Below are 12,141 nucleotides of genomic sequence, written 5' to 3' on the forward strand. Positions count from 1 at the left end.
ACGGAAGCAAAAATCTCGGCATGACTTCAGATTCCTGGCACCGGCCGCCCCTTCTCCTCCTCCTCCTCCTTTCCGCCCTCGCTCTCATCGCAGCCTCCTGCGCCGGTCCGCAGGCGGGCCGCGGCACGCAGGTGTCCGCCCGCACCCTGGCCCTGGCACGCGAGCGCAAGCTCGTGGACCTGCGCAAGGAGATACCCGGCATCGTCATCCACCTCCGCTACGCCACCGCCGCAAACATCACCGGCAGCCCCATCTACCCGCCCCGCATGCCCTGCCTGCTGCGCATCGAGACCACGGAGAAGCTCAAGACCGCCCAGGCGCTCCTGAAAGCCCAGGGCTACGGCCTCTGCATCTGGGATGCCTACCGCCCGCCCGAAGCTCAGGAGACCCTGCACCGCCACAGCGGCAGCACCGGCATGTTTCTTTCCCCCAATGCCGGATGGAGCCGCCACTGCGGCGGCATCGCCGTCGATCTCACCCTCGTGGATGCCCAGGGCCGCCCGCAGCGCATGCCCACAGATTTCGACCAGGACTTTGCCCATGCCGGCGTCAACTACACCGGCACCGATCCCCTCGTGCGGCAGAACCTCCAGATCCTGAAGGCCGCCATGAAGCAGGCCGGTTTCATTCAACTCGAATCCGAATGGTGGCACTTCGATGATGCCGACTACCTCACCGATCCCCAGCCCGTCATCTACGGCAGAAAAATCGAGCTCCCTGCCATGTGACCCCCGTGAGCATCCGCAACAACGCCACCTTCACCGTCATCGACGAAACGGACGACTACATCGTCGTCAACAAACCCGCGCCTCTGCAGATCCATCCCGGCGACCCCAAGGGGCCGCCCACCCTCTGGCACCGCGTCTGCGATCTCCTCTCCTATGAAATCGCCAACGGCGGCCAGGTCTCCATCATCAACCGCCTCGACCGCGAAACCAGCGGCGTCGTGCTCATCGCCAAAAACCACGAGCACGCCCGCCTCTTCGGCATGGCCATGCAGGAGCGCCGCATTCACAAAACCTACACCGCCCTCGTCCACGGCTGGCCCGATTGGGAGCAGCAGACACTCGACGCCCCCATCGCCAACGCACGCGATGTCCAGCCCACCGACATCTGGGTCAAGCAAATCGTCCACCCTCACGGCACCGCCTGCCTCACCGCCTTCCGCACGTTGGAGCGTTTTGAGCGCTCCGGCGAACGCTTCGCCCTCATCGAGGCCCGCCCCGAAACCGGCCGCATGCACCAGATCCGCGTCCACCTCCATCATCTCGGCCTCCCCATCGTCGGAGACAAACTCTACGGCCGCGACGACCGCTGCTACCTCGAGTTCATCGAGACCGGCTGGACCGCAGCCTTGGAGCAGCGACTCCTCCTCCCCCGCCAAGCCCTCCATTCCTCACGCCTGGAGCTGAACCTCGAAGGCTTTCCCAGCCATTGGGACGCGCCGCTGCCAGAAGCATTTGTATTGTAGTACCGGCTTTAGTTCTACATTGTTAAGCGCTCCGCCAGGGCGGCAGCCCCAAGTAGCTCAGTTCCTGTGGAACTGAGGAGCGGCACCGTCATGCCGGACGTGTGAGTGGTTCAAGCAGGGGACTTGCTGGGGCAGTGTGTTCCATTTTTAACAATGTAGAATTAGCCGGTTCTGGATGTCATACCACGATCTATTGAAAACGGGGCGATTCTCTTCATCCACACCGCCTCCGCACTTTCACCAGCCCCAAAGGGGCGGCGGATTCAGCCCAGGGCGCCGCGAGGAACGAGCAAGCCCTGGGTCACCCACGCAAAATCCGGTCGAGCAAACCCAGCGCTCCTCAATACCACGCAGGGTTCCAGCAGCGCCTGCACCGCGTCCCGCCGCGCTCTTCTTGCGCAATCACCCATCCCTTTCATCTCACAATGCGACGCCGCATGACCTCATCACCTGCTTCAATGGAATGCCACTCGCGCAGACTCATTTTCAACTGCGTCTGGTATCAGGGACGCCCGCCCAGAACCGGCTAAAGCCGCCACGACAATACTCTGAGTCTACGCCCATCGCCGCACCCGGCTGTCGAGCTGAAACACCTGCCCGCTCACGCTCTCCATGCCATGCAGAAACACAACAAACCGCGCCGCGTCCTCCACCGTGTTCAATCGGCCCAGCGCGTGGCCGTCGAGGAGCCCCTCCTTCCACGCCACATCCTCCAGCAGGTGTCGCGTCATCTTGGTCTCCAAAAAACCCGGCAGCACACAGTTCGCCCGCACATTCCGCGCGCCGTATTCTTGGGCCGTGCTCTGCGTCAGCCCGATCAGCCCCGCCTTCGCCGCCGCATAGTTCGCCTGCCCCGCAGGCCCGCTGAGCGCGGAGTAGGAGCCAATGTTGACGATGTGCCCGTGGCGCTGCCTGGACATGAGCTTCACCGCAGCCTGCGTGGTGAGAAAAGCGCCCTTCAGACTCACATCGACGACGTGGTCGAAATCGGCCTCGCTCATCTTCACCACAGAGACATCACGGCACACACCCGCATTGTTGACGAGCAGATCCAGTCCCGGCAGCGCTGCAAAGAAACCGCGCACGGAGTCCGCGCGGGTCACATCCAGTTCATCACGCCCGGGAGCAAAGACCTTGAACCCCGCGCCCCGCAACTCCGCCGCGATGCATTGCGCCAAATCCCCTTCACCGCCGGTGATGACGGCGGTTCTGACGGATTCAGACGACAGTGGCATGGATGGCAATGGGCCCAGAATCCAAGCAATGGCAAATCTCTGTCTTCAGGATTGGCGGTAAAAAAATGGGGGCTAAAAAGATTTTTCCAGACTCTGATTCTGAAATTTTTTACCCCTAATTTTTTTGCCCTAACCCTCTTGCTTCTTCACCCCAGCGTGAACGCCGGCAGCTTCACAATCTTCCCGCCCGCCATCGCCGACTCATGCGCGCAAAGGCCCACGCAGGTCCAGTTGGCCGACTGCGCCGCATTCGGAAACGGCTGCCGCTTCTCCGCCAGCGCGCTCGCAAACTCATGCGCCAGATGCGGATGGCTCCCGCCATGGCCGCTGCCCTGGGTGAAGCTCAGGTGCGTCTTCGTGCCCAGGTCATACACACCCTTCGTCGTGAAGCGCTGGATCGCCTTCGGCAGCCGCTTCGCAAAGTCAGGCGCTTTCACCAGCTTCGGAATCTTGTGCTCCGGCAGCTTCGCGCGGTGCATCACCAGCGGCTCATGCTCGATCAGCGGCCACTCAATCGACACCTTGTCTCCATACACATCGATGCTCTCCCGATACTGCCGCGCCGTGTCAAACAGGCTGCGAATGATGCGCGCATTCACATCCGTGCCCTTGAACTTGATGTGCGCCGTCTCCACCGCAAAGGGGGAGCCATAGCACTTCTGCAGCTCCTTGCGCACCGTCCCCGAGCCAAAGCAGCTCACGTATTCCGCCGGCTTGCCGATCAGACCCGCCACCGGCCCCACGCAGTGCGTGGCGTACCACATCGGCGGCAGCCCCGGCCAGTAGTTTGGCCAGCCGTCCATGTCCTGCTGGTGGGAGGCCTGCACAAACTGCAGCTTGCCCAGCGTGCCCTTGTCCAGCTGCTCCTTCATGTAGAGATACTCGCGTGCATACACCACGGTCTCCATCATCATGTAGCTCAGACCCGTCTTCTTCACCAGATCACAGATCTTCTTGCAGTCCTCGATGTTCGTGGCCATCGGCACCGTGCAGGCCACATGCTTGCCCGCCTTCAGCGCCTCGATGCTCATCCAGCCATGATCCGGAATCGGCGAGTTGATATGCACCGCGTCGATGCTCGGGTCCTTCAGCATCGCCTTGAAATCCGTGTACCGCACATCCACCCCGAAGGCATCCCCGATCGTCTTCAGCTTCTTCTCATCTCGCTGGCAGATCGCGTAGCAGGTGGTCAGCGGATGACGCTGCCAGATGGGGATGAATTCCGCCCCGAATCCGAGGCCGACGACGGCGATGTTGAGTTTTTTCTCAGGCATGGTGGTTGAAAGGATGACGCCCTCTTATAGGCGGGAATCCCGAAACATGGGAAGGACAAAGTTTGGGAGGAATCGGACGAAGGCCCGCTCCGCGGGCGTTTGCAATGGTTGAGACCCTCGCGACACAAACGCCCCAGCGCACCCCCTCCCTCCGACAACCATTGCAAACAATCGCAAACCACTGCAAACAATCGCCAGCTCCTCCCCAATGCTCACTTCCGACTTCGACTACCACCTCCCCCCCGAGCTCATCGCCAGCGAGCCCCTGGCAGATCGTTCGGCTTCGCGGATGATGGTGGTTCACCGCCAGGAGGGACGCATCGAGCACCGCAGCTTTCGGGACATCGGCCATTTCATCTCACGCGAAGCCGGAGACCTCCTCGTGCTGAATGACACCCGTGTCGTGCCCGCGCGCTACTTCACGAATCATGGTCACGAGGTGCTGCGCCTGGAGCCCCTCACGCCCACCCGCTGGCGCTGCATGGTCAGGCCCGGAAAAAAATTCCGCCTCGGCCACACCGTCCCCATCGGCGAGGCCACCGGCACCGTCGTCGAGATCATGGAGGAAAACGGCGACCGCATCATCGAGTTCGACCGCGTCGTCGATGAGTCAAAGCACGGCCACCTCGCCCTCCCCCACTACATGGGCCGCGAGGACCAGCCCGCCGACCGCGAACGCTACCAGACCGTCTTCGCCCGCAGCGAGGGCTCCATCGCCGCACCCACCGCCGGCCTCCACTTCACGCCCGAAGTATTGACTCCCCTGCCCCACACCTTCGTCACCCTGCACGTCGGCGTCGGCACCTTCCAGCCCGTCAAAGTGGAAAACATCGCCGAGCACAGGATGCACTCCGAAGTCTATGAGGTTTCCGCCGCCACCGCCCAGGCCGTGCAGTCCGCGAAACGCGTCATCCCCGTCGGCACCACCGCCCTCCGCACCCTGGAAACCGTCGCCCGCGATCACGGCCAGGTCATCGCCACCCACGGCAGCACAGACATCTTCATCCATCCGGGCTTTGAATTCAAAGTCGCCGGCGGCCTCCTCACCAATTTCCACCTGCCCAAGTCCACTCTCATCATGCTCGTCAGCGCGTTTGCCGGGCGGGAGCTGGTCATGCACGCCTACGAGGAAGCCATTCGCGAACGCTATCGCTTCTTCAGCTACGGGGATTGCATGCTGATTGTGTGAGGCATAAACCTCCGCCAGCCCAGCCTGCGCCAATGACACAGGACGTGAAATGACAGCAGCCATCAAATCAGCCTGGGGCTGGACTTGCAACTTTCCACGTACATCATTCTGAGATGTTAAAGCTCCTCCGCTGGCTTTTTGTAATTCCGGGAAATGCCAAGCGCAGCCTGCTTATCTTAGCCATAGCGGCAGTCTTGGTGGTGTTGATCTCCCTGCTTTTTCATTGGAGCGGTGCTGGCCTCGTTTTGATTTTCGCAGCCGTGCTGGCCAGATGCCTAGATATCAGAGACTACGAACGGCGGAATGCGGAGTCCGAACAACGGACACAGGAACGCAGCAGATGAGCCACGACGCTGCGGCCACGACATCGCCCCTCTTGAAGGCGCACCTACGCAGTGGACGAAAACGACAAACCAGAAACGCGAGGCACCTGAAAAGTTGACCAGTTGCGCCGCAACTGGTTTGGAACCGACTCCAGTTGCAGCGCAACTGGCCAACTTTGCCCCCTTGAACCATTACTGCCGCATCTCCCGCCTCATTTGCCTTGCGACCATCCCTGGAACCCCATCATGTTGGTGCGACCCAGGCTTTGCTCAGGCGGAGTGGTGCAGGAAGGCAGCAACGACAGAGCAGTGCTGAGCGAAAGTGCCGCAGCCTTCGTCAGCAGGTGCCTGAGCGGATCCGCCTCTGACAAGGCCGTCACATCAATCGCTGCACCGTTCACCTCTTTGAAATAAGCCACACAAGGACTCTCTCCCTCGGCCGTCAGCAGAGCTCTGCGCTCCTGCCTGCTCATCATGGAGAGGTTGTGCACCTGACGGTTGCAGACATCGCAAAAGCGGGTCTTCTCGTCGCCCCGCATCTGCGACCAGACCTTCGGGCATTGGAACGTTATCTCTGGAAAGTCAGGTAGAGGATTGCTCATGAGAAGTGCCGTAAGCTTGACCCGGCCTGATAAACCACCAGCCCCTGACTTGGTCAATCCCAGAAGCGTGTCGTTCAATCACAGAGAGGCTCGGAAAAAGTTCCCCATTGCGCCGCAACTGGAACCCCTCCCAAGACCTCAGAACTCCGGAAAAATTTTTCTACCCCTAATTTTTCTACCTTCACTTCTTTAAAATCACCCCATGCACCGACCTGAGTCGAGCGCAGCACATTCCAAACCCGTTGCGGTGCAACGGGTCAACTTTACATCCCCGCCTTCGCGATCTTCTCGCAGCTCTGCACGTCCAGCTTCCCGGACGCCAGCACCGGAATATCGCTCACACGGATCATCTTCTTCGGAATCCACAGCGGCGGCATGCCCTTGTCCAGCAGGCGGTAGCGCAGGTCCAGAATCTCCTGGTGCTCCGGCCCGCCGGGCATGCTCGTCAGCAAAATGAGAGCCTCGCCCTTGTCCACATCCGGCACGCCCACCACGGCAATTTTACGCACCGTCTCATTCTCCAGTCCCATCGCTTTCACCAGCGCCTCCTCCACCGTCTCATGCGGCACCATCTCACCCGCGATCTTCGAGAAGCGGCTCAGGCGCCCTTCAATGTACAGGAAGCCGTCCAGATCCACGCGGCCGATATCCCCCGTGCGGAACCACTCGTCCTGCAGCACTTCCGCGCTGCGCTTCGGATCGTTGAGATAGCCTTCAAAAACGTTCGGCCCCTTGAACCAGATCATCCCGCTCTGGTGCAGCGGCACCGGCTTGTCCGTCTCCGGATTCGTGATGCGCACCGCCATCCCCGGCAGCACATGCCCCACCGATCCCTGCCTGTGGCTCGGCAGCCAGCTATAGCCGTTGTCGTCCTCCCCATGCGATTCGGGATCCGGCAGGTTCAGGTTCGTGGCCGGAGACGTTTCCGTCAGGCCGTAGCCTTCCAGCACACTCTTGCCAAAGCGCGTTTCAAACGCCTCCGCCACCGTGCTCGGCAGCTTCTCCGCACCCGTCACACAGTACTTGATCGAGGCCAGCGACTCCCGGTTCACACCCCGCAGGTAGCTGCGCAGGAAGGTCGGCGTCGAGATCATCAGCGTGACGCGGTACTTCTCAACGAGCTGCGCCAGCTTCTTCACCTCCATCGGTGAGGGATACGTCACCAGGTGCAGCCCGTAAATAATGGGAAACCACAGCGTCACCGTGCAGCCAAAGCTGTGAAACAGCGGCAGACATCCCAGGATGCTGTCATTGCTCTGCATCCCCAGCCGGCTGCCAAACTGCATCACGTTCGCCACCAGGTTCCGGTGCGTCAGTGCCACGCCCTTGGGCTCCCCGGAGCTCCCGCTGGTAAAGAGCAGCAGCGCCTCCTTGCGCCCGCCCTTCTTGGAAATCCCTAGCAGCGCCGCCAGCACCGCCGCCGGCAGCACCTTGCTCAGCACCAGCCATTTCGCGATGGACACCTTCATCTTCGGCAGCAGGCGCTCGATGAGGATGAGCTGCTTGCTCGGCGGCCACGGAAAGCTCTGCATCTTCCGCACAAAAATGTCCGCCGTCAGGAAGCGGTCGATGTCTCCTCGCCGGATCGCACTGTCGATCGCCGCGCGCCCGGCCGTGAAGTTCAGGTTCACCGGGATCTTCCCGGCCATGACCACCGCCACATTGCAGATGAGCCCCCCCAGCCCCGGCGGCAGAATGATCCCCACCCGCGCCTTCTTCGTCTCCTTCTTCACCACCTCGGACAAAGCCAGCGCCGTGGCAAAAACCTTGTCAAACTTCAGGATCTTCTCGTCCTTGCCATCCACCACGCTGTTGCGGGAGCCATGCTTTTTAAAACCCTGGATCAGGGCATACCCCAGGCTGAGATCCAGCGCCGGAGAGTCATTGAAGCTCTGCTCGGACAGCAGCAGCAGGCTCTCCTGGTAGTTCGCCAGGTTCACCTCGGGGCCCTGCAGCAGTTTGCCAAAAGTGAAGATCGTCTCCGCATCACTGTAGCGCCGCTCGATCGGCAGGGCGATGTCCTGCCGCCTCTGCACAAACAGCGGCAGCACCGGAATCTCCGCCTTCAGCAGAAACTCCAGCTTCGTCCCCGGCACCGTCGTCATCGGCGCGTTCATCGTCGCCGCCTCCGCCGGCAGGTAAATGATCACCGCCCCGCTCTTCGCCGCCTCCGCCATGGCGCTCCGGTAGGCGGACACCTCCGTCTCCCCCGGGGAAAACTCCATCGCATGCACACTGTCCCGCTCCAGATGCACCCGCAGCAGCGGATGCAGCGCCGCTCCCTTCTTCACCACATAAATCACCTCCCTGCCCCCCAGCACCAGCTCCAGCCTCAAAAGGTCAAAATACCCCAGCTGGCTGGGCAGGATCAGGTATCCACCACCAGACGGCAGGTGCTCTTTGCCAAGGATGGTCAGATCTTTGAGGGTGACGGGCTTTTCAGAGGCCATGGTGAATGCGCGGAATGCAGGTGTACATCGTAAGTAAGCGGGGAGCAACGCGCATGCCAGCGGGAAAAGCCGCCGGAGCAGAGTTGACGGTTGTTTACAGTGGTTGACGGTGGTTGACAGTGGTTCGCATTGGAAAGAAAGAACGGCGTGCGACCCATGCTTGCGCAGCGGGCCTCCCAAACCACCGTCAACGCTTGCGCAGCAAGCCTTCAGCCACCGTCAACAACCGTCAACTCCCCTCCGATGCCCCCTCCCCCGCGCCATCCCCGCCGTGACTCCCCTCCCGCCCCGCCCCCGGGCAGCGCGGACTGGCTGCGGCCCTGGGCGCAGATGAAGTATTTCTCCTTCCACCCCGCCGTGTATCCAAACATGATCCGCGCCGTCTCTCCTGACGCCGGCGCCGGGGACCTGGTGAATGTCTACGACAAGGAGGGCCAGCTCTTCGGCAGCGGCTTCTACAATCCCAAGGCCCACGTCCCCCTCCGCGTCCTGCAGCACGGCGAAAACGTCCTCAGTGAGGACGCGCTGGACGCCCGGCTGGACGCCGCGCTGGACCTCCGCCTCAAAACCCTCCGCCTCAATGAGACCACCGATGCCTGGCGCGTGGTCTCCTCGGACGGAGACGGCCTCAGCGGTCTCGTCGTGGACCGCTATGCCGATGTCCTCTCCATCGAGGTCACCACCCTCGGCGTCTGGCGGCGGCTGCCTCGCTGGCTGCCCCGGCTCCATGCCGCCCTCGGCACCAGGCAGCACCTCATCGAGGTCGATCCCGACATCGCCCGCATCGAGGGCATGCGCTGGGCGGACGTCCCCCAGGCGGATGAGCCCTCCCCCCGCAGCGTGCGCATCCGCGAAAACGGCGTGCGCTATCAGGTCAGCTTCGAGGACGGCCACAAGACCGGCTTCTTCTGCGACCAGCGCGACAACCGCCTCAAATTCGGCCACCTCGCCCGCGGCCGCCGCGTGCTGGATCTCTGCAGCTACACCGGCGGTTTTTCCCTCAGCGCACGCGTACACGGCGGCTGCGAGGACGTCACCGCGGTGGATCTGGATGAAAAAGCCATCGCCCAGGCAAAGAAGAACGCCGACTTAAACCAGGTCCGCATCGACTGGGTCCATGCGGACACCTTCACCTGGGGGCGCCAGATGCAGCAAAACGGCACCCTGTGGGACGCCGTCGTGCTCGACCCTCCCAAGCTCGTCTTCTCCCGCGATGCCGAGGAAGGCCAGCTCGGCCGCAACAAGTACTACGACATGAATGCCGTTGCCCTGGGCCTGCTCCGTCGCGGCGGCCTCTTCGTCACCTGCTCCTGCTCCGGCCTGCTGGATGTGGCTGAATTTGAAGACATCGTCATGCGCGCCGCCCACCGCAGCAAGCGCCGCCTCCAGATCCTGGACCGCACCGGCGCCGGCGCCGACCACCCCGTCATGTCCAACTGCCCCGAAAGCCGCTACCTGAAGGTGCTCTGGTGCCTCGCGTGGTAGAAGGCAAAGTTTCAAGTGACAGGTTAAAAGTTTCAAGTTGCTTCGCCAGGGCTGGGCACGGTCCGCCGCATTCGCAGCCCCGCCCCACAACTTTAAACTTTAGACCTGAAACTTTAAACTCTCCCCCGCCCCGCGCGAATCCCCCGCAGGTTTCCTTTGCTACCTCATCCCGACTGTTTACTCTAAACGTCCCATGAATCCAGAGGTGCAAAACATTGTGGCCGCAGGAAAGCTCCCTGCAGCCGACGGCGAAAAACTTTCCAAACTCGAACCCGGAACTTTCGTGCTCCACAAAAGCTGGGGCGTCGGGAAAATCGCCGAATGGGATCTGCTCGGAGACCGCGTGCTCATCGACTTCGAAGGCAAGCCCGGCCACCCGCTCAAGCTCGCCTTTGCCGTGAGCTCCCTCGAAATCCTTTCGCCGGACCACCTCCTCGCCCGCCGTCTGGCAGATCTCGACTCGCTCAAGGAGATGGCGGCCAAGAACCCTCCGGCCCTCGTGGAGCTGGCTCTCAAGAGCAGCGGCAACACCCTCCATCTCGACGACCTGGAAAAACTCCTCAAAGGCCGCATCATCCCCGACGCCGACTACAAAAAGTGGTGGGAAGGCGCCAAGCGCGCGCTCAAAACCCACCGCCACATCGTCGTCCCTGCCAAACGCACTGAAAAGCTCGTCCTGCGCGACCAGGCCGAAAACGCCGGCACCCAGATGGTGAAGTCCTTCCTCGCCGCGCGCGACCTGAAAACCAAGCTCGCAACCCTGGCCTCCATCCAGAAGGACATCGATCTCTTCACCGATCCCAAGACTGAGCTCATCCCCGTCTTCCAGGACATCTCCGACTCCGCGCGCAAAAGCGTGAAGCTCAATCTCAAAGAGTGCCTCCAGCTCCTTCTCGCCCGCGATGAACTGGTGGAAAACCTCAGCGTCTCCGCCCCGATGGGCTCCATGAAAATTGCCGACCTCATCTGCGAGACCAAGGAAGTTCTCGCAGACGCCATCAAGGGCATGTCCTCCGGCCCCCTAGGCCGCATCTACCGCGCCTTCCCCGAAGCCTTCCCAAACCGCGCCTGGGTGCCTGAAATCCTCCACCACCTCACCAAGACCGGCGGCCGCGCCGTGGCAGAGATCGCCACCGTGCTGGACGCCAATGATGAGCGCGACGTCCTGGCCGAAGCCCTCAAGAAATCCCTGCGCAACCGCATGCTCTCCGCTGACCTCCTCATCTGGATGGCCCGCGAGCGCAAAGGCCTCGCCGAATCCGTGTTCGACATCGATCTCGGCCACGCCATCCTCGGCGTCATTGAAAGCGACCACATGGAGGGCGGGCCAAAGCGCACCGGCCGCCTTCAGGATCTCCTCTCCGACGACAAAACCCTGCTGGGCGAAATGGTGGCCGAGGCGGATGAAGAAGACGTGCGCCTGCTGGCCAAGCGCCTCATCAACGGCTCCCTCTTTGATGAACTGACCCGCCGCTCCCTCATGGCCCGCATCATCAAGGTGCGCCCCGAAATGGAGTCCATCATGGACGAAAATGCCGCCGCCACCCACAAGGACGACTCCCTCATCGTCTCCTGGGAAAGCCTGGAGCGCAAAAAGCTGGAGCTGGAGGACCTCGTCAACGTCAAGATCCCGGACAACAAACGCGAGATCCAGATCGCCCGCGATGAGGGCGACCTCCGCGAAAACGGCGGCTACAAGGCCGCGCGCGACCAGCAGTCCGTCCTCCTGCGCATGCAGGGCAAGCTCGAGCGCGAGCTCCGCAACGCACGCGGCACCGACTTTGCCAATGTCGCGACCGACAAGGTCGGCATCGGCACCATCGTGGATGTGGAAGACATCCCTTCCGGCGAAAAGGAAACCTTCACCATTCTCGGCGCCTGGGACGGCGACCTCGACAAGAACATCATCAGCTATCTTTCCGAGTCCGCCAAAGCTCTCATCGGCAAGACCACGGGTGAGGAGCTGGAGCTTCCCACGGACAGCCACCACGTCAGCCGCAGGGCCAAAGTGATGGCGATTCGCCCTTTTAAAGTGTAAGCCAGGGTGCTCTAAATGAAATCTCCGTCACAAGCGGCGATTTTTCTTCGCGCACACTGATTCAGCGTGATTTT

General features: G+C 61.8%; 9 protein-coding genes. 5 read left to right on the forward strand and 4 right to left on the reverse strand.

What is annotated here, in order from left to right; translation table 11 throughout:
* Nucleotides 1–20: 20 nt before the first annotated feature.
* Together ACILSQ_RS30925 and ACILSQ_RS30930 are read left to right on the forward strand one after the other, a co-directional pair.
* Complete coding sequence (locus ACILSQ_RS30925; protein WP_395747574.1) at nucleotides 21–728, forward strand: M15 family metallopeptidase; 708 nt, start codon at nucleotides 21–23, stop codon at nucleotides 726–728.
* Nucleotides 729–733: 5 nt separating this feature from the next.
* A complete protein-coding gene (locus ACILSQ_RS30930) occupies nucleotides 734–1,471 on the forward strand; it encodes an RluA family pseudouridine synthase (protein WP_395747575.1) in 738 nt (245 codons plus the stop codon).
* A gap of 554 nt (nucleotides 1,472–2,025) precedes the next feature.
* Here ACILSQ_RS30930 and ACILSQ_RS30935 read toward each other — a convergent pair.
* Nucleotides 2,026–2,706, reverse strand: coding sequence for an SDR family oxidoreductase (locus ACILSQ_RS30935; protein WP_395747576.1), 681 nt, complete (start codon nucleotides 2,704–2,706; stop codon nucleotides 2,026–2,028).
* Between the two features lie 146 nt (nucleotides 2,707–2,852).
* Nucleotides 2,853–3,980 carry a Gfo/Idh/MocA family protein gene (locus ACILSQ_RS30940; protein ID WP_395747577.1) on the reverse strand — a complete coding sequence of 376 codons (1,128 nt, stop codon included), beginning with the start codon at nucleotides 3,978–3,980 and terminating at the stop codon, nucleotides 2,853–2,855.
* A 208-nt stretch (nucleotides 3,981–4,188) separates the two neighbouring features.
* Between ACILSQ_RS30940 and queA the strand changes: the two genes are divergently transcribed.
* Entirely contained in the window at nucleotides 4,189–5,169 is a 981-nt protein-coding gene (gene queA, locus ACILSQ_RS30945; protein WP_395747578.1) for a tRNA preQ1(34) S-adenosylmethionine ribosyltransferase-isomerase QueA, read from the forward strand.
* A gap of 535 nt (nucleotides 5,170–5,704) precedes the next feature.
* Here the strand turns inward: queA and ACILSQ_RS30950 are convergent.
* Both ACILSQ_RS30950 and ACILSQ_RS30955 read right to left on the reverse strand, forming a co-directional pair.
* On the reverse strand, nucleotides 5,705–6,172 hold the full coding sequence (locus ACILSQ_RS30950; RefSeq protein ID WP_395747579.1) for a hypothetical protein: 468 nt from the start codon (nucleotides 6,170–6,172) through the stop codon (nucleotides 5,705–5,707).
* A gap of 185 nt (nucleotides 6,173–6,357) precedes the next feature.
* Complete coding sequence (locus ACILSQ_RS30955) at nucleotides 6,358–8,544, reverse strand: AMP-binding protein (protein ID WP_395747580.1); 2,187 nt, start codon at nucleotides 8,542–8,544, stop codon at nucleotides 6,358–6,360.
* Nucleotides 8,545–8,787: 243 nt separating this feature from the next.
* On the opposite strand from ACILSQ_RS30955, the gene ACILSQ_RS30960 reads away from it, so the two are divergent.
* A complete protein-coding gene (locus tag ACILSQ_RS30960) occupies nucleotides 8,788–10,029 on the forward strand; it encodes a class I SAM-dependent rRNA methyltransferase (RefSeq protein ID WP_395747581.1) in 1,242 nt (413 codons plus the stop codon).
* A 193-nt stretch (nucleotides 10,030–10,222) separates the two neighbouring features.
* Complete coding sequence (locus ACILSQ_RS30965; protein WP_395747582.1) at nucleotides 10,223–12,067, forward strand: GreA/GreB family elongation factor; 1,845 nt, start codon at nucleotides 10,223–10,225, stop codon at nucleotides 12,065–12,067.
* Nucleotides 12,068–12,141 lie beyond the last annotated feature (74 nt).

The sequence above is a fragment of the Prosthecobacter sp. genome (genome assembly GCF_044227185.1).
Taxonomy (GTDB): Bacteria; Verrucomicrobiota; Verrucomicrobiia; order Verrucomicrobiales; family Verrucomicrobiaceae; genus Prosthecobacter.

Bases quoted from the DNA above. Each gene is read 5' to 3' on its own strand.
- ACILSQ_RS30925 (WP_395747574.1), top strand. From the start codon at position 21: ATGACTTCAGATTCCTGGCACCGGCCGCCCCTTCTCCTCCTCCTCCTC.
- ACILSQ_RS30935 (WP_395747576.1), bottom strand. From the start codon at position 2,706: ATGCCACTGTCGTCTGAATCCGTCAGAACCGCCGTCATCACCGGCGGT.
- ACILSQ_RS30940 (WP_395747577.1), bottom strand. From the start codon at position 3,980: ATGCCTGAGAAAAAACTCAACATCGCCGTCGTCGGCCTCGGATTCGGG.
- queA (WP_395747578.1), top strand. From the start codon at position 4,189: ATGCTCACTTCCGACTTCGACTACCACCTCCCCCCCGAGCTCATCGCC.
- ACILSQ_RS30955 (WP_395747580.1), bottom strand. From the start codon at position 8,544: ATGGCCTCTGAAAAGCCCGTCACCCTCAAAGATCTGACCATCCTTGGC.
- ACILSQ_RS30960 (WP_395747581.1), top strand. From the start codon at position 8,788: ATGCCCCCTCCCCCGCGCCATCCCCGCCGTGACTCCCCTCCCGCCCCG.
- ACILSQ_RS30965 (WP_395747582.1), top strand. From the start codon at position 10,223: ATGAATCCAGAGGTGCAAAACATTGTGGCCGCAGGAAAGCTCCCTGCA.